Origin of the sequence: Pseudomonas sp. PI1 (assembly GCF_000812405.1) — a bacterium.
Classification (GTDB): domain Bacteria; phylum Pseudomonadota; class Gammaproteobacteria; order Pseudomonadales; family Pseudomonadaceae; genus Pseudomonas; species Pseudomonas citronellolis.
This window is the reverse complement of sequence record NZ_JWMC01000074.1, coordinates 155,990-178,724: the sequence shown is the minus strand read 5'-3', so window position 1 is coordinate 178,724 and position 22,735 is coordinate 155,990. Positions and strand designations below refer to the sequence as shown.

The following is a 22,735-nucleotide window of genomic DNA, read 5'->3' as shown; positions in this document are numbered from 1 at the left end:
CGAGTGTTACTTGTGATGCTGATAATCTTGCGATCACCAGTCTTAACTCACAAGCACCCACACGAATTGCTTGATTCAACTTGTTAAAGAGCAGTTGGTTAAGGCTTTCGTCTCAACCGAGGCCGCGCATTCTACGCCAACCTCTCATTTCGTCAAGCGTTATCTTCAGAATTTTTCGTTCCTACTCAACCGCTTGCGCTTTCGATCGGCCGGAGCTTCTCGTCAGCGGGAGGCGCATTCTACAGCGATCAAACTCGCTGTCAAGCACCTCGGCGATCTTCCTTTTGGCTCGCTGCCGGAGCAGCTGTCGAACCCAAAGGCGACAAGTGAATCACCGGCCTGATCACCACTCTCAACCTCGAACCTGCTTAAGTGCTTGATTTTCAAGCTCTTTCAGCGCTTCGTCGCTGGGAGTGGTGCGCATTATAGGGAGTTAAAAACCCCCGTCAACGACTTTTTGAATCTTTTATTTCAGCGGCGCTCTTTCCTGCAGCAGCGAGACCAGCGAGTCGAAGTCATTCATCTGATAGAGCGGCAGGTACAGCTTCCTGACCGCGCCCCTCACCTGCCCTGCCGAGCCCATGTCGCCGCTGACCACCTTCCTCTTATAGGCAACCTGCTCGTCCTGGTGCCGGTACACGTCTTGCGCCGACATCCAGAACACGCCCTTCACGCAAGGCAGGTCGTACCAATAGACGTAGGCGCACTTGTGCGCGCCCGGGCCGTTGACCACGAGCTCGCGCTGGGCGTTCAACTTGTCGGCGACGTCCAGCGTCATCGAGTGGGAATAACACTCGTAGGCCGGGTTGACCTTCTTCGAGATCAGCAGGAACGGCCGGAAGATGACCTTGAACTCCATCAGCAGCAGAACTTCGCCGGTCTGCACATGCCGCACCTGGAAATCCGGCATGTGCAATTCCTGTTGATCGGCCCGTTCGATCACGAGCCCCGGAACGAGGGTATCCAGGACTTGCTGGAAGTAGGCCTCGAACACCGCCTCCAGTTCATTGCCCAGGTCGATGTCCGGGTTCTTGTCTATCTGCTTGAGCGTGGAGAGATGAAACTTCTCGCATTCCCGGCAAACCGCGTCGCCGGGTCTTTTCAGCGCCGGCGCGCCCTGAGCCTCATCGAGATACATCGTCTGGTAGTAGTGCCGAGACTCCCGCTGCCAGGCGAGCAGCCTGGAGTGCCCTGCCGGAACGCGGGCGACCAGCCCCGGCGGCAACGACTCCAGCAGGTTCTGATACAGGTTGCAGGCCTTCCATGGATTCGACATGCGAACATCTACTCCCTACAATCGACGCCCTTCAGTCATGCTACACGAAGAGATCGCACGTTCTTCATGATCAAGCTGCTCAATACCTACGAAGACCGCGACGAGGCGGAAGCCGCCGCCGAGAAGCTGAGCGGCCCCAAGCGCCTGGCCAGCGAGCGCGACGACACCACCACCATTTACAATCTCTTCGGCGCCCCGACCTGGGGCAACTTCCTCCGCCTGGGCATGTACAACCTGGAGGAACTCAAGAGCCTGCTGGCCAACCGGGAAAGCTGGGATGGCGCACAGCAGGCGCGCCACGCGGAAATCGCCCGGACCTTGGCCATCGTGGCCAAGAACTACGAGATCGAAGTTCCCGCCCACTGGCTGTAGCCCCCGGCTACAGCCAGCAGCGCCCTACCCTATCCTCGCGAACATCTTCTCCAGATAGCTGCCGGCACCATCCTCCATGAAGAGGATGTGGCGATCCTCCAGCTCCGCTTTCGGGCAATGCTCCGCGACGTTCAGCAGCTCCGCATAGGGCGTCGGCGACAGCACGAAGGCGTTGAGCACCAGTGCCTGCTCGCCCGGCTTGGCCAACGTGGCCTGGATCGACTTGACCTCCTTGTACAGGCCCAGCTTCGGGTGCCCCAGGTCCAGGTTGCGCAAGCCCTTGGGGTCCACGAAGGTCAGCCATTGCTGCCCCGTCGCCTCGTCCACCAGCCAGAGCAGGAAATCGGGATAGAAGTTGCCCGCGGTGGCGAAGCCCAGGCCCTTGTCCTGGGTGGCGGCGTTGCGCAGCAGGTATAGGCTGCGCGGGCCGATCGCCTGCCTGCCCGCGGGCGAGCCATGGAAAGCCTCCAGGTCCCTGACGAAATCCCACTCGCTGGGCGCGTCGAACGCCAGCGGGCGCAGCTTGAAGGGAACGGCGTCCTTGTCGTCCAGCGACAGCAGCGGGTAGTACAGGTGACGATCGAAGCTGATGGCCACCATGTGCGGCGCGCTCCATTGGCCGGCCTGGTCGATCCGACCTTCCGCCACCAGCGCCTTCAGCTCCTCCAGCTTGCGGAAATACTCCAGGCCCTGCTCGCTGCCCTCGATCTCGAAGCGGTAGCCCTTGAGCATCGAGCCGTGCCCCGCATCCAGCTGGACCACGTCGTAGAACTGGCCTTCGTAGCCGCTCTTCAGCGCCTTGTAGAAGCGCTCGGTGTAGTCGACCAGCAGGCGGACCAGTATGTCTTCCTGCTTGCGGACGTCGGCATAGCCGGTGATCGCCAGCTCGCTGGCCGGGATCAGCAGCGTGTACCAGTCGGCCGGCCCCTGGCAGAAGTCCATCAGCTTCTGCCGGTCCAGGCGCAGGTTGCTCCAGCCCCGCTGCAGCTTGCAGTCCTGCAGCTCGACATAGATGCGGTCCCAGTCGAACAGGCCGAACAGCGCCGGGTTGAGCTTGGCGCGGTTGCGCGCCTGCGCCACGGAGCCCGTCGCCTTCGTGGTGCTCAGCGCCTCGATGCGCGGATACAGGTCCAGCGTCACATGGGGCAGCTTGACCTTGCCGGCGAACGCTGCGGGCACTTCGTACAGCCAGGGGAAGTGGGTGCGCTTGAAGCCCTTCTGCTGGTTGTCCTTGTAGCCGTCCTTGAGCGCCAGGGTCCTCAGCTTGCCTTGCGGCAGGTTCGCCCGGGTAGGGAGCTCCAGCTCGATCAGCTCGTCGCTGGGGGTGATCCCCTCTTCCTTCAGGTAGTCCTTGAAGGCCGCGATGTAGTTGGCGCGCACGCCGAAGATGTTCAGGGTTTCCAGCTTGTCCAGGTGCAGGCCCTTGGGGCGTTCCTGCGGACTGGTGCGCTTCAGCGAGAAACCCTCGCCCTTCAGCCGCACGCCGCGACCGAACAGCTGGATGATCTGCGAACCCTCGCCCTGCCCCATGTTGAGCAGGCCCATGGTGGAAACCCGCCAGCTGCTCCAGCCCTCGGTGAACTTGCGCGAGCCGATCAGCACGTTCAGCCGGCTGTCCTTGTGGTTCAGGGTGCCAAAGAGCGCGCCGCTGAAGTCGTCCGCCTCGCTGTCGAAGGCCGCGCAGGCCTCGGCCTGGCGGAAGAAGGCGGAGTCGTCGCCGATGTTGATCAGCGCGAAGGGCTCGCCATCGCCCACCCGCAGGGCCAGCTCGCCCTTGCTGCTGCGGATGTTGACCAGCTTCAGGCGCTGGCGGGCCGGGGCGTTGAACACCCGCTGGAGGATATCGGCGTACAGCTCGTCGATCCTGTCGCCATAGCCCAGCAGCGGCGCGAAGCGCCCCTGGAAGATGTTGTTGCCCTTGGCGTCCAGCAGCTGTGCCTTGTCGTTCACCAGGTCCGCCAGCCAGGCCTTGATCTGCGCCTCGCGGTTGAGGAACTCGGCGAGGAAGGTCACCACCTCGAGAATGTCGGAGTCTTCGTCCGCCACCTTGTTGCCGACGAACACCCAGAGCGGCTTCTCGATGTTGAAGTCCTGCAGTTGCTCGCGATGACGGCTCCACAGCCAGGTCTGCTGATAGAAGGCCAGCAGGCAGGCGGCAAAATACTTGTAGGCGTTGTCGCCCTCGGCGTAGGCCTCGCCGTTCATGTTGAGGATCAGCGAGTCCTTGCCGTAGCCATCCTCGTAGAAGAACTTGTACGAGTAGTCGAAGAGGATGCACTTGGCGTAGACCTCGCGGGTCGCGGTGATGCGCGCCTGGCGCAGCTCTTCCGCGGTCAGCGCCAACTGCGCCAACTGGTCCTCGTCCAGCTTCTTCAGGCTGGCGGTCTGGAACAGCATCTTCGCGCGCTTCTTCTTCAGCTCTTCCTCAGCCGCGTCGACGGTCAGCCCCTTGGCCACCGCCTGGCCGAAGGTGGCCGAATACTCGAAGGCGAAACCGCCGCGCACCAGGGCGTCGCGCCGGCTCATCCAGGCCCCCGCGGCCGTCCCGGTGCCGCGGTGGCCTTCGTCCACCAGCACCAGGTTGTTGCCTTCGAAGGCTTCCACCGCCACGGTCTTGTCGCCCATCTCGTCGCCGAGCTTGTTGATGTCGATGATCTCGATGGTGCCGCGCGGCGGCGTCTGGCTCTTGTTGAAGAACTGGGCGAAGCCGAAGCCGGACAGGTGCAGCTCTTCCAGGTGCTGGCGCGACAGGCCCTCGTTGGGCGTCAGCAGGATGACCTTGCTCGGGTAGCGGTCGCCATTGCCGGCCTGGAAGTAGTGCAGGTACTGCAGGATGTTGACGTGCAGCAGCAGCGTCTTGCCACTGCCGGTGGCGTTCCAGAAGGCGATCTTGTTCAGGTCGTCGGCGTCGAAGTCGCGGAACGGGTCGGCGCCGGCCTCCCCGCGGTAGGCCGCCAGGGTTTCGTTCAGGCCATCGAGCAGCGCTTCGCGGCGGTTGAAGTACCAGTCCAGGTAGATCTCGCTAAACAGCAGCGACAGGTACTGGAAGTACTTCATCTGCAGTTCGTGGCCTTCGCGCTTGTTGCGCTGGGCGGTGATGCGCTGCCAGTGCGCGACGATGTTCAGGTCGTAGCGGCGCAGCTCCGCCTCGCCGATGCGCTGCGGCTCGAAGAGGTTGCCGGCGAGCTCGTGGAAGAACAACGTCTGGCCGCCATCATCGACGCCTTCATGGCGGTCGTCGCCCAGGCGCAGCTTCAGCGCCCCCAGGCTGCCGCCCTTGAAGAAGCCCAGCATCCAGCGGTTGAGCACCAGTTCCTGGTGGAAGCTGCGCTTGCCGGCCGCGCCCCGTGGTGCTCGCGCCATCAGAGCGCCTCCACGGCGAACATGCGTTCGAGGAATTCCGGCTCGATCTGGCGCAGCTTGAGCTCGCGGGTGGCGCCGCCCTGCGCCGCGGTCTGGGTGAGCACCGAGGGGATGTTGTGGTCGCCGTTGAGGTAGATGACATCGAAGCGGCTGTTCGCCGGGTCGATCGCCAGCTCCTCGCAGAGTCGGCTGATGCCCTCGTAGTCGAGGACCTCGCAGTCACGCCAGAGCACCAGGCAGCTTTCCCCGCCCGGCAGGCTGCCGGCGACCTTGACGAAGCCGCGCTCCAGCTGCGCATCCACCTGGCCGACGCGCAGGCCGAGGAGGTAGTTGAAGGTCTCGACCAGGTCCACCGGGCGCCGCTCGAAGGCGCCGGCGGAGTCCACCGCGATGTCCATGGCGTAGTCGAACGGCTTGCGGAAATCGCCGATCGACAGCAACGAGGCGCGGCTTTCCACGTTCAGCATGTAGCGCAGCAGGTAGTCGTCCCGCGCGTGGTCCGGGAGGAAGCCGAACAGGTCGCCCACCGCCGGCGGCCGGGCCAGCTGGATGTTGTTCAGGGCGTCCTCGTAACTCTCCAGCTTGAGCACCTTGAAGCAGCCGGATAGGCCGGTCTGCGGCGCCGTGGGCTCGCCATCCTTCCATTGCGCGGAGTAGATGGCCTTGATCGCCCGCGGCTTGGTCACGGTTTCGAAGTACTCGCCCTGCTCCACCAGGATGAAGCCGAGCTTGGGCTCCAGGCCGGCGGCCTGGGCCTCGCGCCGCAGCTCGATCACCGCATGGGCGGTGGTGCCGCTGCCGCCGAAGTAGTCGAGCACCAGGGCCTGCTCGTCGGCCTGGACCGCCAGGGAGATGCACTTCTTCACCAGGTGGATCGACTTCGGGAAGTCGAAGCGTTTCTCGCCGAGCATGTCGATGAGCAGGCTGTTGCCGTACTTGCCGGCATCGAACTCGCCGCCGCTCCAGACGGTCTTGGGCACGGTCTGTTCATGGGTGACGAACAGGTCCCAGTCGTCGCCGACCTTGAGCGCCGCGACGCGCTCCAGGTTCTGGCGGATGGAGTCGAGGCCGAAGTTCCAGCGCCGCTCGACGCCGTCCTGGTCGATCGGCCACACCTCGATGCGCCCGTCGGCCAGCAGGACGTTCCTGGCGGCCGGGTGGAAATCGTCGTCCGGCACCGTGCCGACGTCGACCACACGGCCGTCCAGCACGTAGATCGGGTAGAACGACGGCCGCCGGTCGATGCGCCGGGAGTTCTCGCCCCAGCGCCGCATCTTGCGCGGGGTGCCGTTCTCTTCCAGGGTCCTGGCGATGCTCGACAACCCGTCGCGGGTGAGGAACAGCGCGTACTCGTGGGTACGGTTGAAGTTGCGGGTGATCGAGCCCTTGGGGTTGTGCACCACGGTGACCCGCGACAGCGTGTGCTCCGGCGCCACCTGCTCCATCACCTTGGACAGGTTGACCATCTCGGAATCGTCGATCGCCACCGTCTTCACGCCGTCGAAGCGCAGCAGGCTCATGCCCTTGATCAGGCGGTCCTGCATCAGGCTCATCCAGGACGAGTGCTTGTACTCGTTCTTGTAGAGGATGGGCGTGGAGTTGGTGTTGTAGGGCGGGTCTATATAGATGTACTTGACCTGCTCGCGGTAGCGCTCCTGCAGGAAACTCAGGGCCTGGAAGTTGTCGCTGTGGACGAAGGTGCCGTTGACGCTGCCGTCCAGGTCGGCGATGGAGGCCAGCAGCCGCGCCTTGAAGGCGGCGTCGTAGAGGCTGGTGTCGAGCATCCGGAAGGGAGCGTTGCGCAGGTCCTGCTCGGTGCCGTTCGCTGCGCCCGTCCAGAGCCCCAGCTGGCGCCACTGCTCCCATTGCCGGGGGTTGCCGACGATGGCCGGGTACAGCGCTTCCGGCACCCGGTCCAGGGTGATGCAGTAATGGCTGGAGACCACGAACTTCTTCTTCAGCCAGAGCTTCTTCTGGAACTCTTCCAGTTGCGCCAGGAAGTCGATCAGCTCCCGGGCGATGGCCCGCAGGCACTGCGTCATGCGCAGGCTCTTGTCGATATCGGCGATGGCCGTGGCGTTCTGCAGGTCGTCCAGGTGCAGGACTTCGTTCTTGATGTAGAAGTCCAGCTCGCCGCGCAGGAAACGCCCGAGGTCCTTGTGGATGAAGTAGTCGGCGGTGTTCTTGCTGGCGTAGTCGCTGAGGTTCTTCTCCAGCAGCGTGCGCTGCGGGTTCTTCTCGGTCGGCTCGCGCCTGGCCAGCTCGGCCCAGCGCGCCTTGACCGCCGCATCGCCCAGCACGGTCTCGACGGCCTTGCCGATCAGCGTCTCCTGCCTGGTGCCCTTGGCCACCGGGCGGTATTCGAAGCGCAGCGTCAGCAGCGGCTGGCCGTCGGCGCCGTCGCCCTCCTCGATGGGCAGCAGCGCTTCGTCGTATTCGTGGCCGTGCTCGTCGGTGCGGCTCAGCGTCATCGGTTCGATCAGCGCGAAGCGGCGTTCCTTGTCGTTGTCCTTGCGGTTGTCCTTGGCGGTGTCGGCGGCCACCAGGCGGAAGTGCACGGCGCGGCCGTCTTCCAGGCGGAAGCTGTAGTTGGCGAAGTTCTCGCCGCTCTTGGTGTAGTACTGGTCCTTGTTGGCCCAGTGCAGCATGACTTCCTCGCCGGCGTAGGGGATGGCGTAGGTGTCCCCCTTGTAGCGGCGCTGGCTGACGAAGTCGCCGTTGTTGTAGTAACGGCTGAAGAAGGTCAGCAGGTGGCTGAAGACGGCGTTCTCGTGCTCGGCGCCATCGCTCCCCGCCAGGTGTTCCAGGATCTTGCGCGGCAGGCGCCGCTCCAGGTAGTCGTTGATCTCGCCGGCGCGGGCATTGAGGATGCGGTAGACGCCGAAGTCCAGCTCCGGGCGGTCGATCTGGAAGATCTCGCGCAGCTTGGCGACCAGGGCCTGGTGCTTGGGATTACGGATGTCGCTCATGACTTGGCCTTTTTCAATACCGCTGTATCTGTCCGGGTTCTGCGCCGGGAAAACGCACGCCGCGCCCGCAACCGGGTTCGCCACGGCGGGCTCGGACTCTGCTCGGGATGCACGCACCACCGGCCCGCGCCGCAGCGGCGAGGCGCTTCGGCGGCATGGCGACCGGGGTGGCAGGCGGAATCAGGATTCAGCTCCCTCTGCGATCCGGCAGGCAGTGAATCTCAACTGACTTGCGATTGGCAACCTGGGCCGCGCCCTGCCAATCCAAACCGTTGATCTTACAAGAGAAGCGTGTCATTCGCGACCGGCGGGGGCCGGGCTGCGCCAAGGGGACGCGACTAGACGCCCGGCGGCAGCTTGGAGCGCATCGCCTTGCGCCGGTCGAACGTCTCGCCATCCGCCACGAAGGTGCCGTCGCCGACCGCGTGCAGGGTACGGCGCTCCTCGCGCTTGGAATCGACATAGGCGGCGATGCCGTCGAGCACCACTATGTTGTGCCGCTCGACCACGTCGACCACCCGGCACTCGATGTTCGCCAGGCACTCGCCGATCAGCGGCGCGCCGACATGCCGGGCCGGCACGGCGGTCAGCCCGAAGCGGGCGAACTTGTCAGTGTCGGCGCCGGAGCAGGTGCCTATGCCGACCACGGTGTCGAGCAGGTCCACGGTGGGAATGGCGATGACGCACTCGCGGGTCTTTTCCAGCGCGGCGTAGGAATGGTTCCAGGGCCCGGTGGTGAAAGCGAAGCGCGGGGTGAAGTCGACCACCATGGTCCAGGACAGCGTCATGATGTTGGGCTGGCCAGCGTCGCAGGTGGTGACCAGCACCACCGGGCCGGGCTCCAGCAGGGTGAAGGCCTTCTCCAGCTTCAGCGCTTTCATGGCGGTGCTCCTCGTCGCAGGGTTCCACGCCCGTGTCCAGGGCCGTGGGTGAGTGGATACCACCTATTCCTTTCCCTGCCTGCACGCGGGAAGGAACAGAGTAGGCGTTTTTCCATGGCTTGCCACGAGGTCACTTGTCGCTCGTAGCCAACCGCCTCAGACAACCCATCCCCGTCACGCCTTCCTCGGAACGTACCGCCTGTTTCCCGAGAAGAAGATTCCTCGCCCGCGTTCGCCCGATGCCGGTCATCGTCGGCCTCGCCTGGCCGGAACCACGCAGGCGCCAGTTCCTCGCTGACGCCCGCTGTTCGGTTCGACTCCTCAGAAGCTTCCCCCAACCTCCGCCAGCGCCTGCTCGAGGATCGAAAGGATCTGGTCGGTCTGTTCGCGCCCGATGGTCAGGGCCGGGCTCAGGCACAGGGTGTTGTTGAAGTCGGCGAAGGAGCGGTTGGTACGGCTGATGATCAGGCCCTTGGCCATGCACAGCGCGGCAACCCCCATGGCCACGCCCTCGGCCAACGGTTCGCGGGTCTCGTGGTCGCTGACCAGCTCGATGCCGAGGAAGAGTCCCTTGCCACGAACCTCGCCGATCAGCGGGTGTTCTCGCTGCAGGCGCAGCAGGCCTTCGAACAGGTAGGCGCCGATTTTCTCCGCATTCTCCAGCAGGCCTTCCCGCTCGATGATCCGCAGGTTCTCCAGCGCTGCGGCGGGGCCGGCGGTACAGCCGCCGAAGGTGCTGATGTCACGGAAGTAGACCTCGCGGTCGTCCGGCTCGCCCTTGAACTGTTCGAACACCTCTTCTGTGGTCACCGTGCAGGAGATGGCGGCATACCCGGACGCCACGCCCTTGGCCATGGTGACGATGTCCGGCTGGATGCCGTAGTGCTGGTAAGCGAACCACTTGCCGGTGCGGCCCAGGCCGCAAACCACCTCATCGATGTGAATGAGGATGTCGTACTTGCGGCAGATCGCTTCCACGGCCTTCAGGTAGCCCGTGGGCGGAGTGATGACGCCGCCACCGGCGGTGATCGGCTCCAGCACCACCGCGCCGATGGTGTCCGGCCCCTCGCGCAGGATGACCTCCTCCATGGCGCGGGCCGCGCGGGCGCCGTAGTCGTCGACCGGGCCGAATTGGCTGCGGTACTCGCAGCAATGCGGGAGCTCGACGAAGCCCGGGGTGAAGGGGCCGTACTGCATGCGCCGTTCCTGTTGCCGGTGGAACTCAGGCAGGTGATGGTGGTGCCGTGGTAGTCGCGCTCGCGGTAGAGGATCTTGTGCTTGCGGCCGGCGTACTTGCGGTGGGCGATCTGCCGCACCATCTTGTAGGCCTTCTCGTTGGCTTCCGAGCCTGAGTTGGAGAAATACACCCGGCTCATGCCCGGCATCTTCTCGATCAGCGCCTCGGCGAAGCGCGCCGCCACCGGGCTGCCCAGGGTGCCGGCGGAGTAGTTCAGCTCGACCAGTTGGTCGCGCACGGCGTCGGCGATGCTGGCCCGGCCATAGCCCACGTTGACGCACCAGACGCCGCCGGAAGTGGCGTCCAGGTAGCGCCGGCCCTGCACATCCCAGACGTACAGGCCCTCGCCCCGGTGCATCATCGGCGGCACCGCCGCTCGAAGCCCCGGTGCCGTGTCAGGTGATGCCATACATGGCGGCGGTCCGATTCCAGCCATTGCTCGCTGGCGGACTGCGGGGAAAGATCGTTCATCGGGCTTGCTCCTGTTCATGGTTCCGGCCCGGCGCCGGGACGAGCGAGTGCCCGCACCGACGCCGCGCGTACTGGGCACCCGGGGGTGCCGATCGTGGGAAATCTCTCCGCTTCGCCGGGCCTGGCCGCCCGGCATGGCTTCAGGCCTTGCCCTTCCAGGGCACCAGGCGGCGCTCCAGCCAGCGCATGCCGAGGTCGAACAACAGGGCCAGGGCGCCGATCACCAGGATGCCCAGCACCACCACCTCGGTGGCCATGAACTTCGATGCGGTCAGCGCCATGAAGCCCAGGCCGGCGGTGGCCGCGACCATCTCGGCGGCGACCAGGGTGGTCCAGCCGAAGCCGATGGCGATGCGCATACCAGTGAGGACGTCCGGCAGGGCCGCCGGGACTATCACGTGGAACAGCACCTAGCGGCGACTTCCACCCATCGAGTAGGCGGCGTGGATCTGTTCGACGGCCACCGAGCGCACGCCGGCGCGGGCGCTGAGCGCCAGCGGGGCGAACATGGCCAGGTAGATGAGCAGGATCTTCGAGCCTTCGCCGATGCTCATCCAGATCACCACCAGGGGCAGATAGGCCAGCGGCGGCAGCGGCCGGTAGAACTCCACCAGTGGGTCGAAAATGCCCCGCGCCACCCGGTTGACGCCCATGAGAATGCCCACCGGCACCGCCGTCAGCACCGCGAGGAAGAAGGCGCCGAAGCCCTGCTGCGCAGCATCCGCCCTACATCCGCTACTTCGACTCATCGAAGTTCCCCTCCGACCTGGCCAACGGCGACATCTGCGCCGTGGTCGGCTGGGGCGGCTCGGTATACAGCGCCAAACAGATCGCCGAACGGGCCCACAACGGCATGAAGATCACCTACAGCATCCCCCGCGAAGGCGCCCCGGTGTGGATGGAAAACCTGGTGCTGCTCAAGGATGCGTCACACCCACAGCAAGGCTACGCCTTCATCGACTAAATCCTGCGCCCGGAAATTACTGCGAAGAACTCCAACTACGTCGGCTCCCCCAACGGCAACAAGGACGCCACCAAACTGATAGACACCCAACTGCGCGAAAACCCGGCGCAGCATCCCACGAAGGAGGTCATGGATACGTTGTATCCGCTGGAAACACTGCCCTTGAGGCTTGAGCGGGTGCGTACGCGGGTCTGGACGAGGGTGAAGACTGGGACGTGATAGGTTTTGGCTGTTGGGGACCGACTTCTGCTGGGTGGGGGCTGGTGGGGGTTGGCTGGTTTTGATGGGCTGTGGTTGCCATTTCATACTAGCGACGTGGGTCACGCTGTCAGCGGGTACAGGACTGACAGCTGATGGGACAACTAGGTGGGCAGCCACGGCGGCCCTATTCCCCAACCTGGAAGTTCACCTCCTTCGCAGCATCGGCCAAGGCCTTGGTCTCAGCGGTTTGCATGACCACGTCGCCGACTTCTGCAGCGACACTGCCTGAATTCGCTTCTGGGTTACGTCCGAGCTTATCGAAGAGCACTGCCTGCCAGGGCGGTCAAGCCGAGTGGTCTGGACGGACGCGGTTCCAGACGTGGATATCAGTGCGTTCGCTCAATGGTTTTGTGCGCAATTTGCGTCAACCAGAAACCAAAACAGAACACCTCAAACACTCTACCCCTTGCACCCCATGCGCTTATTTGGTGGATTTCCATGGACGCCGATGGACACTGACGGATCGCCTACACCCTAGTAAATACGGGGCATACAGGCTAAATTAGCGTCCATCGCGATCCACGAGCATCCACCGACAGCCAAACGATTAGGTGGGGTAAAAGTGGGGTAAAATTCCATGAAGCCGAACTAGGCAAGGGGTAGGACATGGCCAAACTGACAGCCAAGCAACTGGAGGCGCTCACCACAGCCGATGACGGCCGGATCCTCCGCGAAGACGGGGGACTGGTCGCCAAAGTCCGTGCCGGCGTGCGCGGCGTGACGGTGCAGTTCCGCTACGAATTCAAGCAGGATGGAATGAAGCGCGACCAAAGCCTGGGCAGTTGGCCGAAGAAATCGCTAGCGCAGATTCGCGCCGAACGCGACGAAGTGAAAGCGATAGCCGCCAAAGGAATCGACCCCACCGCTGCCCGCAAGGCCGCCAAGATCGAAGCCCAGGCCGCCATCGCTGCCACCATTGCTGAAGCCGAGCGCCAGGCTGCAGAGAACAAGACGGTCGCCGATCTCTTCGAAGAATGGATGCGCGACGGTGTGTCCCGCCAGGACGGCAACGCCGAGTTGCGCCGTAGTTTCACCAAAGACGTGCTTCCACTCATTGGCAAGAAGCCGCTGCGCACCCTGACCGAGAAAGACCTGCTCAACGTCTTACGCTCAGTCAAAGCCCGCGGCCTGAATCGCACCGTAGTGATTCGCAGCAAGGACATCGGCCAGATGCTGCGCTGGGCCGAGAAACGCAAGCCATGGCGCACCCTGATGGCCGACGGCAATCCAGCCGACCTAATTGATGTCAATAAGCTGCTCGACCACGACTACGAGGAACAGCGCGATCGCCTGCTCTCTCCTGACGAAATCCGCGAGCTGCGTGATATCTTCGCCCGCCTGGAACGCGACTACGACGCCCTCCCCGCCGGCCAGAAATACTCTGGCATCCGCCCAGTCAATCCGCGCGTGCAATGCGCCGTCTGGATCTGCCTGAGCACCCTCTGCCGCATCGGCGAACTGCTCAAATCCGAATGGCGTCATGTGGATCTGGAGAAAGGCACCTGGTTCATCCCTGCCGAGGCTACGAAGGGCCACAAGGGCAAGCGCCAGGATCACCATGTATTTCTGTCGTCATTCGCGCTGAAGCAGTTCGAGCGCCTGAAAGAAGAAACCGGCCATACCCCGTTCTGCTTCCCCAGCAAGGATGAGAATAGCCACGTTGACACCAAGACAGTCAGCAAGCTAATTGGTGACCGGCAGTGCCGCTTCAAGAATCGCAGCAAGCCACTTACTGGCCGCCACCATGACGACTCACTGGTACTAAGCAAAGGCACCAAAGGGGAATGGACTCCTCATGACTTGCGCCGTACCGGTGCCACCATGATGCAAGAGCTTGGTGTCGCACTGGAAATCATCGATCGTTGTCAAAATCACTTGCTGGGTGGTTCAAAGGTACGCAGGCATTATCTGCATCACGATTATGCCAAAGAAAAAGCAGATGCCTGGAAACGGCTCGGCGAACGTCTCGAAGCCATCCAGAGCACTGGAGATGCGATGCCATAGCGGAGACTAATTGAGCGATCGCTCATCACTCTCAGTCGCCGGGCAATACGCCCAGCCAGCGTTGGCGCAACGCTGCAGTATTGGTGAGGGTGTTGCTGCGGCGCCCATTCAAGTCTTCAGCGCGCAGAACGGATGCTCCACCGTCGTCGGGCAGCGGATGCGTATCATTTCCAGAGCTTGATCTAGGCGGGGCTGCATCGCGTCAAGCACCGACTCATGTTCCCATGCGACTCAATCGCCGCTGAGCACTCTATGTGCATTATTCCTTCAATGTACACCCTTGGCAGTTCGAGCCCCAGTAACGGTTCAGCTTCAGGCCTTTCTCAATCGTCGCAACTCTGGAGCGACTAATTGAGTCCCAAGGAGTAAAGTTTCGTATATATACCTTTGGCCGCATTGCAGCTGCAGGAGCCTCAGTTGCGGGGGGTGTCACAGGCGGTATTGGGCGCCCTCTAAAGTATTGCGATCGCTGCCCACGATATCGCGACATGGTATCCAGGCTACGAAACCGCAAAGAACTTCTCCGGATCTAACGCTCACGTCATCTATAAAAATAAGCATCAACACATAAACCTCTACCTGAGAGCCCACAACCATGTTTAATCTTAAAAATATTAAACATGGCTCGCTTTCGAGCAGAAGTGAACTTCACTACCTGAGCCTAGAAGCGCACAAGACGAAACCTGTTTTTCTACAGTGAAAGTTCGCACTGTATAAAGCCCCACCAAAACCAACTATTAGACGATAGTACCGAAGCCTTAAAACTCATAATAATCAATGCTATCAGGATACTTCCGATGCAAATCAATAGCGACCCTTCCAATGTATGACCCAGGATCCGAGACATGGATTACGAGTGTATCTATTGCTCTTGTAAGAGGAATCATTACCCACTTTCTCGCATACTCCAGGGCCGCCTCTGCCTCGTCGTAGAATATATCGTTTTTCTCCTCCTCGCTGACTTTAGCGTTCTCCTGTTTGTAAGAAAAAAACTCATCTAAGGCGAAATTAACCACGACCCATCCCTCAAGGCCTCGGCATGACTCGTACTGAACAATCCTAAACTGCTCAACGCTGGTTGGATATTCATCTCGCTGCTCCGGATCGACGGCGTCCCAACACTCAAGACCCCATTCAGCAAACTGTTTTCCAACCTTCGAGCGCCTTTGCCCATCGGCGGATGTTTCCACCCATCCAGGTGGAACACAAAACAGGATGTCAATCGGCTTATTCCCATCATCTCTAGCAGTTGCCACTAGTTTAGAATGAAATTTCTTGGAGAATGGATCACCAACAACTACGATGACTTTCCCGCCGTGTGATTCAGGCAGAGGTTCGAGGTTCCAATTCGCGTAGTCAATTTCCTTTGCGAAGTGGCCTACTGTCTGGCAAAGGCTGGACTTGAGTCGCAGACTTTTTCTTAGCGGAACAATCTGACTTTCGCACACTCCTATATTTGCTCGCCAATCGATTTTTTCCACACCTCGTACGAACTGGTCAACCCCGTCGGCAATGATTACCTTCTTTGGCCCGTATAGCTGATAGATTAGATCTCGCTCAGTAGCAGGCCAATCTTGCGATTCATCGATGAGCAACAGGTCCCATGTCAATGACCTACTGCGGGTAGATCTCGACCTCTCGACTTCTTCTTGTGTCACAGCACCGGCCAACAAGTACTCAAGCGCAGTTTTTTTATACTCTTCATATGCTTCAAGGAAATCGGGCTCCTGCTTCGAGATAAAACCCAAAGCCAGCAGCCATTCGCGCATGAAGCTATGAATAGTCTTGATCGAGATACTTCCCACCCCGACCGAATCCTTAGCTCCGAGCAAGGTCAGAAGTCTACGCAGATCTGCGACTAAAGCCTTATTATAGGTAAGCAGTACAACACGCAAACCAAACTCGTCATATGCTTGATATGCCATGCGAATAAGGCGTACTGTCTTTCCCGTCCCCCCGCGCCCTCTAAATATTAGAAGTTGCCTTCCCAGCTTCTCGGCGTACTGTTGCTGCGTTCGATCCAGAACAGACCTTGTGATCGCCTCAAGCCGCTTTCTGTCGATTTTAGATGGGACCAGCACGTTTGAAAAAACTGCCAAAGTGTTAGCCATGTATGCGCGCACGGAAAAGCAACACACCTCGTTACAACCTGGCCGACTCGATAATAAGGCTACCTTTTCCAACAAGAGCCCCCAAGTCACATCTGATCCAAGGATGTTGTTCTGCGACTTCGGAATAAGCGAGCATTGAACTCGCTCGAGCCAAATAAAGTTTGTAATCCAAGGAGAGCTTTTGCTCAGGCTATTTTTCTCAATGTACTTTTTTATAGAGTATTTCTGCCCATCACTTTGCGTAGTGACATCATGATCACTATCATTATATTTAACAAAACACCTATTCCCCTCAAAGCGAACCAAGCTCGGCGAATGCCCCTTTACTTCAAACGAAGCACAGAATGAATGGATTAGTGTATTGGTTTTTTCTGACCGGATTTCTTCTTTGCGATAATTGGCAAAGAAAACGAGCAAATCAATATCCTGGACCTTTTGCCCAAAGCATTTAGCCGAAGGAAAAATCTCAAGAACAACCTGACTATCTTCATCAAGCCCGGAAATATACGCAGCTGCGAGACCTGCTAGCCTCTCAGCAGCCTGATACTCCGGCGAATTGTCGTTTTCCCCATGTATTCTGATCATCTTCTATGCCACATGACTATAAATGGACGGCGCAACTGGCGATATACCATTTTGTTTCGCATAACTCCCCGACCCTACCTGAAACCCCTTGATTCAATTGAGTCGCTCACTAACTAAATCGAGGTAAATGGCCTGGCTCGCCGTTCAGATGACGTGTCCCTAGAACATATCCCAAAGACACGGACTCCGGTGACTAACGGAAAAAGCTCCGAACCCGCTGATGGGCATCCGGCAGGTTGGATCTGAGCAGGTACTCGTTCAATGCTAAGTAGCCATGGACATTCTGTGCGTTATTGACCGCATGAACGAATTCCGGCCGACCGATTAGTCCAGGGAAGGACCCCAAGGCCATTCGATGCCCTCCATGCTCTACAAGCATGGGGGCTTCAGGCATACCACCTGGCAAGCACCGGAAGCCGTCCAACTCAAGACTGGCGCACAACTGGGACAGAGTGACCTCCTGTACATTTGGAGGGGAGCAACGCGGCTCCTCACCGAATATTCCGTAGCGTAAAAGCGCCGCGCCGAGCTTCCTGTCGAGTCGATCTTGGATGTGCTGGTTGTGGAAGTGGTCTAGGCATTCAGTGCATGAAGTGTCGCAGGTGCAACTCTCCAACAGAATAAGAGTATCCACCAAGATCTCTGGAAGATTTCTCGCCGCCACTTCAGCATAACCTGCGCCCCCCGAGAGTGTATCGTATAGGAATATGTCCAACATCCGAGCCTCGTTTTGAAGAACGGGGACAACACGGAAACCGGAACCAAACTCAGCAGGATCAAGGTCCAATTGCCTATGGCGGCTCGCAGCGAGCCGGAGGGCTTCTGCGATCGTGTGAAGCGCATCCTCCAGCATTCGTAGTGTCACTATGTCACTGGTGTCGGTCACTAGCGGAGCGGCGACTTTCAGCCTTACCAGCAATAAATCAGTTGTGAAGTCATGACCAAGAAGCACACGTCGGAACTCACCAGAGCATAGCTGTGGAGTCCCCTGCGGGCCGAGGTAGCGGTAGGGGCGTTCGTGAGGCCCACCAGCCGGCGAGAACTGGTCGAAGACGGAGGCAGCTCCGCATTCGACGCATACCGAGAACCCGTTGGCCTGACCACCCTCTTTGCCTCGGTTGACGGTTACTAGCCTGCGGTCGGTCGCGTGAGTGAAACTAGCATTTGGCCCACACGGCCTAAAGGTGAATACCTCCGGATCAACGGGCTGCGGGAACTGCGCCATCGTTGCGAACGTGATATCTTGCTCGCGGTCGTCCTCGGGAAGTTCTTTGGCGCATTCGGGACCAAAGACTTCTGGCTGAATCATCGTCTCCTCTTTCAACGCTCCGCCACAAACAGGACAAGTACTATCATTTCCCTGGGCCGTATGGGGATCACGTACAAAGGAGCATGCTTCGCAATGGACGAGCTTTTTCGCAGTTGCGAAAAGCGGTCTGGCCCGACTCACCTCCCCAGTTGGAAGGTCAGCGAACACGCCTCCGGAACGGTAAGTCTTCTTATCGATAACGATCAGCCGCCCGGGGGCATACTCGCTTAATGCCTGAGAAATCGACTGCTGTGGCCGCTGAACCGTGCGAACTTCCCAAATGCCTTTGAGATTCTTCTCGCGCTTTTCCACCAAGAAACTGCAGAGGCTTGTGGGAAACGCGTAGCTCGGTAGGAGGCCATGGAAGAAAAGAAACTCCAGGAGTTCTTCCTGCTCTAGATTCGGTCCCGCGTTTTCGTTGTCCTCAACTTCCTTATTCTCTCCGTCGTCCTCCGAAACAGCAGGTGATGGAACATCTGCGCTGAGCCGACGCAAAGTCGTCAGGAGCTCCTCTGCCACCTCCGCGAGCCACTCCTCGATCGGTCGACCGCCGGTATCTAGGGACGGTGGAAGCCATGCTGCGATAGATGCCCTCAGATCACCCTCGGCGGCTAGGACGCGATGTGACACCCAATCGCCAAATCCTTCTAGGTTTAGACCAGTGTCCCGTGCCCCATGGAAAAACTGTCGTGTCGGCCCGAGCGACTTTTCAAGCATTGACGTTTTTTCATCAGGACCATAGCCCCTTTGCCCCATAAGTTCGTGAAAGAAGGTCTGGACCAAATAAGCGTGCACGTGACGTCGAGCGATCTTGGGGTTATCCACCTTAACCTCGGGTGTACGCGGCGACCCAGCCACGATGTGCTCGGGGTTCAGGAAATAGTGGCTGTCGTGAGGCCCGGTCTGGGAATACGTCACGACAGTCGAGACCGAAGCACCGCGACGGCCAGCACGACCGGCACGTTGCTGGTAATTCTCACGTTGGGGGGGAACGTTCCTCAGTGCTACCGCGACCAGAGAACCGATGTCGACGCCAACTTCCATGGTGGTGGTACAACTGAGCACGTCAATCGGCCTGTCGGAATCCTCGATAAGGACGTCTTGAAATCTAAGCTCATAAAGCTCGGTGGTAGCGTGGACGCTGCTGCGGTCCCGATTTGAGAGTTGGGCTGTGTGCTCTTCGACGCTCAAGTTGGAGAGCCGAGCGCCAGAAGCGAGAGCTTCTTGCACCGGCAGGCGCCAGAAGCCCTTACGGGCGGCCACGTAATTGCTCACCAGGGGATCAACTAGTCTGACTCCTTCGCCTCCGCAAGCGAGGCAGATCGTCCCACCTAAAGCGAGAGGCATGAGGGCTGTGCAATCTGGACACTGAGCCCAAACGTGGGAAAGGTCGACTCGTAGGCGGAGTGTGTTCGGAGTAAGGAACCAGACTTTGTCTTTCTCGGACGCCAACTGGCTGCGGAACGCTGCCTCGATAGCCTCGACGGCGAGCTTCCCCCAACCGGGGCGACGGGCAAGGGCCTCCGCGAAGGCCCGGTCGAACTGCCCTTTGCTTCCCCAATCCGGCTTGAAGTAACCGGCCGCCTTACAGCGGAGTACCGAGTCCAGCGACGGGTCGAATGCGAACTCCCTGAGCAGTGCATCTATCCAGGCAACTGCGAGTGCCCGGACGTCCTCGTCCCCAAGAGCGATCCCTGCCGCCTTGATATCGTCTTTGAGCTTCCTGAGTTTTGCTCGTGCGGGCTCGACGAAGCCGACGGTTGTTCCCGACAGCGAGTAGTAGTTGCTGCAAAAAAGCTTCAGCAGCGCTATCCGATACCGTGCGGGTGGCGTTTCCGATGGTTCGAAATCATCGTCGAGAGCTTGCCTCAGGTCTCCCTCACAGTCGCGCTCGAATTCGGCACGAGCGGCAGCGATCTTCTTCGCATCCTGCCCATCAAAAATGAGAAGGTCATGCTCAGAGAGGATGGATAAGAAAGCGAGATAGAAATTACGGTTAGGTCGCGGCTCCTGGGAAATTGCCTCCAGTCGCGCGCATGCGAGCGCAACTGCCTGTCGGAACACGTCGAGTTCGATGTCGCGGGGGATGTCGCGGGCCAACCGGGCAGCCTTCTGGCGGCCGTCGGAGAAGATGAGTACCTTTCGACCGCCATTGGGATGCTTTGCATCGATAGTGCGACTTGCCGGCTGGCGAGCCATCTGCGTGCGGACCAACGCAGTGAATGGAGCCTCGCCCTTCGTCACATGGTCCATCACCTTGGAGGGCTCGCTCTTAGAGCTTCGGGTCCTGCGCATGCATACAGGGCATTCGTCGAAGGCGATCTCGACCTGGCCTGCGGCGACCTTGTCGGGTACTTTTACCTTGCGGTAGCCCGAGGTATCAGAGGGGCAGATTGGGAAGAGTTTTCCGGTTGGAACGTGAAGCCACATGTCTTTGTGGCGGCTGCGTGGATGAACGTTCTCCTCGACCAATATCTCAATCGGAATGAGTTCGATAGTACCGCCTTCGGACAATGGGCCACTCGGCTGATGCCATACAAAATCCATATCGGAACTCACGTAGCCGCGGACGAAAGCGGCACCGCAATCGCGGTGGGTGAGCAATTCGTAGACCCTTCCCTTCGACGTGCAATAGCACCGGTCCAACGGCTTCGTATGAAGGCGCCCTAGGATAGTGGGGCCGGCGTGGCCGCCGAGTCTTTGCGAACATTCAGGGTCCACACAAGCGTGAAGCCCAGGCAGCCCTCTATGGAAAAGATGCAAGCGGGTCGGTATCAATACGCGACCATCTGAGCGCCGCCGGGCATAACTACCCAAAGCAAGCAAGGCGTCAGCCGCCCGCGCTGCGGTGTCAGGTGGAGATTCGCCGAAGAGCGCCTCGCTGAGAGTGTCGAGCCTAACCGCCTTGCCCGACACCGTCGCGATCAGTGTCTCAAGGGGACCGAAGTCGGTCATATTCTCGAAGAGCCAGTCACGGAATGATGCATGATCCCCTGCGGTTGGCACCTGCCAGTTCAGACGTGCGGCGAGTTCCATCGCGGCCATCTGTGCGGCGCCGAGGTCGTTGGCGGCATTCTGAAAGGCCCCAAGATCGAATTCCGCCAACGCCTCGGCCTCTTCGCGCGTGGCGGGACGAGGGAGAGAACGCGGCTCAGGGGTTCCTTGGATCACTCTGATGCGTCGAGAGGAACCGTCTGGCAAGCCAGTTAGATCCCGGGCGAAGCGCTCACCGTCCTCGACTGCAGTCGGGCCTGAACCAAGGCTCGCGCTGGTTAGAATGCAACGCATGCGTTCACGGGGTATCTCCAGGCGGGCGCAGAGGCGCCGGATGAGAAGAGCGACCTCGGCGCCACCAGCCCCCCTGTACATATGCGCCTCGTCGAGAACGAGGATGAATTCGTTCCGGGGATCAGCTTTGAGCCAATCCCTAGTCTGCTCGAAAATGCCCCGCTCGATGGGGCGCATGAGCATATATTCAAGCATGGAGTAGTTGGTGATGAGCAGTTCCGGGCAGCGCTGCTGCATCTCGTTCCGGGTCATGAGCTCACGGTCACCGGGCTGCGTAACAAGCCGATGGCCCCAGTTATTGGCAATATATTGCTTGCCAGCCTTCTTACCCGACACGTAGGTTTTGGTCTGAGCCAGCTCTCGCCCATAGAAGGCATCCAGATCTTTACTGGGCCAGCGGCCGATGCGCTCCAGCTCCATCCGGACTGCCGATTTCTCTGCGACCTTGCGATAAAACTCTTCGAAAAGAGGTTTGATAAATCGTTCATCCCGCACGGAGGATCGGCGTCCTGGATAGGGGGTGCGTCCCGTATAGCTGCCGAAACGTATGGGCCTCGCTCGTCCCTTTGAGAGGACCTTTGCAGCCTCGGGGTTGCCGAGCATTCGCCGGATACGTGCAAGCTGGTCATTGACCAAGGCATTCATCGGATACAACAACATCGCCCTGCAGCCTGGAAGCTCAGCAGACGCTGGCCTTTCTTCCCCTTCGATTGCCAACTTACCAATAACAGGCATAAGGAAGCTTTCGGTCTTACCAGAACCGGTACCAGTAGCCACTACTAGGTCGGCTGCTTCATTGCCGAGGAAAGACACGAGTGCTTCCGACTGGTGCTCGTAGGGATGGGGGTAAAGGCCGACGCCCATCCCCGCCAGTTGGGTCAGTGCGTCGACGGCAGCATTAGGGATCGGCAGGCTGTCGTAGGGATCACCCACCTTATAGACTGGAGTGGCTTCCACATAAGGGACTTGGGCGACGGTTGCATCCCTTCGAAGAAGCGCATGGCGCTCTTTAATAAGCCCCTCATCACGGATGTGATATTGAGCCTCAATGTATTGCCTGAGACTCTCTGCCAGACTCCTCGCTGCCTCATGGACGCCTGTTGCTTCGACAGTTTTCGACATAACGGTCATCAGTTTTCTCTCCCTGCGCCCAAACGCTCGTCCAGTACGATCCGAAGCCCCTCAAATGCCTTACGCAAGATCGGTAAAGTCTCTACGGGAAACATGTGATGCGTTACACCAGGATGTCCCCCATCAGGCGCGGGGACCTGCCAGCCAAGCAGGAGTACCCTTGCCTCACGCTCTGGCAAGCGGCGCCCTAGTCTGAGTTTCACCGAGCCCTGAGACACTGAAGCGACGATGCGGATAGAGCGCCCTGCCCGTGCATCCAGATGAAAGCGAAAGCGTCTGGCATCCTGGGAATCTATGCCACTAAGCCTCCGCAGGCGACTCCTTACAAATTCACCAATGAAATAGGAAAACATCGGCCCGGCCGCTCCCGAACTGCGCACTCTGCAGAGTAAAATCGGTCCCTCGCCGGCCGGCAGATCCGTAAGTCTGACCCATTCACGCGTCAAGTAAACGGAGACCTCACCCATGTCGTCAGGAGCGTCCGTCAGTCGAGTCGTAGCCTCAGCCAGCAGC

At 60.1% G+C, this 22,735-nt stretch carries 9 protein-coding genes and 4 pseudogenes; 4 read left to right on the top strand and 9 right to left on the bottom strand.

The window, feature by feature from the left end; genetic code table 11:
- Nucleotides 1-70: 70 nt before the first annotated feature.
- Nucleotides 71-343 carry a hypothetical protein gene (locus tag RN02_RS33485; RefSeq protein WP_152623809.1) on the top strand — a complete coding sequence of 91 codons (273 nt, stop codon included), beginning with the start codon at nt 71-73 and terminating at the stop codon, nt 341-343.
- Between the two features lie 123 nt (nt 344-466).
- Here RN02_RS33485 and RN02_RS23845 read toward each other — a convergent pair whose 3' ends face one another.
- Entirely contained in the window at nt 467-1,276 is an 810-nt protein-coding gene (locus RN02_RS23845; protein WP_043317348.1) for a hypothetical protein, read from the bottom strand.
- A gap of 69 nt (nt 1,277-1,345) precedes the next feature.
- Between RN02_RS23845 and RN02_RS23840 the strand changes: the two genes are divergently transcribed.
- Entirely contained in the window at nt 1,346-1,648 is a 303-nt protein-coding gene (locus RN02_RS23840) for a hypothetical protein (RefSeq protein WP_043317370.1), read from the top strand.
- Nucleotides 1,649-1,672: 24 nt separating this feature from the next.
- Here RN02_RS23840 and RN02_RS23835 read toward each other — a convergent pair whose 3' ends face one another.
- From RN02_RS23835 to RN02_RS23815, 5 genes and pseudogenes are all read right to left on the bottom strand, one after another.
- A complete protein-coding gene (locus tag RN02_RS23835; protein WP_043317347.1) occupies nt 1,673-5,011 on the bottom strand; it encodes a DEAD/DEAH box helicase family protein in 3,339 nt (1,112 codons plus the stop codon).
- The gene (locus tag RN02_RS23830; protein ID WP_052267821.1) at nt 5,011-7,980 is read right to left on the bottom strand and encodes a DNA methyltransferase; all 2,970 of its coding nucleotides are present in this window, start codon (nt 7,978-7,980) and stop codon (nt 5,011-5,013) included. The genes RN02_RS23835 and RN02_RS23830 overlap by 1 nt, the downstream gene beginning before the upstream one ends.
- Before the next feature lie 338 nt (nt 7,981-8,318).
- Nucleotides 8,319-8,861 carry a flavin reductase family protein gene (locus RN02_RS23825; protein ID WP_043317344.1) on the bottom strand — a complete coding sequence of 181 codons (543 nt, stop codon included), beginning with the start codon at nt 8,859-8,861 and terminating at the stop codon, nt 8,319-8,321.
- 321 nt (nt 8,862-9,182) lie between these two features.
- Nucleotides 9,183-10,456 (bottom strand): annotated as a pseudogene (locus RN02_RS23820) (aminotransferase family protein).
- A gap of 253 nt (nt 10,457-10,709) precedes the next feature.
- A pseudogene (locus RN02_RS23815) lies at nt 10,710-11,294 on the bottom strand (ABC transporter permease subunit); the annotation flags it as partial.
- On the opposite strand from RN02_RS23815, the pseudogene RN02_RS33480 reads away from it, so the two are divergent.
- Nucleotides 11,294-11,752: pseudogene (locus RN02_RS33480) on the top strand (extracellular solute-binding protein); the annotation flags it as partial. The pseudogenes RN02_RS23815 and RN02_RS33480 overlap by 1 nt on opposite strands.
- A gap of 648 nt (nt 11,753-12,400) precedes the next feature.
- Complete coding sequence (locus RN02_RS23805; protein ID WP_043317342.1) at nt 12,401-13,798, top strand: tyrosine-type recombinase/integrase; 1,398 nt, start codon at nt 12,401-12,403, stop codon at nt 13,796-13,798.
- A gap of 114 nt (nt 13,799-13,912) precedes the next feature.
- Here the strand turns inward: RN02_RS23805 and RN02_RS34360 are convergent.
- The 3 genes and pseudogenes from RN02_RS34360 to RN02_RS23800 all read right to left on the bottom strand — a co-directional run.
- Nucleotides 13,913-14,138, bottom strand: a pseudogene (locus tag RN02_RS34360) (IS5/IS1182 family transposase); the annotation flags it as partial.
- A 418-nt stretch (nt 14,139-14,556) separates the two neighbouring features.
- Nucleotides 14,557-16,494 (bottom strand): AAA family ATPase, encoded by a 1,938-nt coding sequence (locus tag RN02_RS32745; RefSeq protein WP_082033876.1) that lies wholly within the window; start codon nt 16,492-16,494, stop codon nt 14,557-14,559.
- Between the two features lie 193 nt (nt 16,495-16,687).
- Nucleotides 16,688-22,222, bottom strand: a complete 5,535-nt coding sequence (locus RN02_RS23800; protein WP_043317340.1) for a DEAD/DEAH box helicase — start codon at nt 22,220-22,222, stop codon at nt 16,688-16,690.
- Between the last annotated feature and the right edge of the window lie 513 nt (nt 22,223-22,735).

Coding starts and splice junctions, on each gene's coding strand:
- RN02_RS32745 (WP_082033876.1), bottom strand. CDS start 16,494: ATGATCAGAATACATGGGGAAAACGACAATTCGCCGGAGTATCAGGCT.
- RN02_RS23805 (WP_043317342.1), top strand. CDS start 12,401: ATGGCCAAACTGACAGCCAAGCAACTGGAGGCGCTCACCACAGCCGAT.
- RN02_RS23825 (WP_043317344.1), bottom strand. CDS start 8,861: ATGAAAGCGCTGAAGCTGGAGAAGGCCTTCACCCTGCTGGAGCCCGGC.
- RN02_RS23830 (WP_052267821.1), bottom strand. CDS start 7,980: ATGAGCGACATCCGTAATCCCAAGCACCAGGCCCTGGTCGCCAAGCTG.
- RN02_RS23845 (WP_043317348.1), bottom strand. CDS start 1,276: ATGTCGAATCCATGGAAGGCCTGCAACCTGTATCAGAACCTGCTGGAG.
- RN02_RS23835 (WP_043317347.1), bottom strand. CDS start 5,011: ATGGCGCGAGCACCACGGGGCGCGGCCGGCAAGCGCAGCTTCCACCAG.
- RN02_RS23800 (WP_043317340.1), bottom strand. CDS start 22,222: ATGACCGTTATGTCGAAAACTGTCGAAGCAACAGGCGTCCATGAGGCA.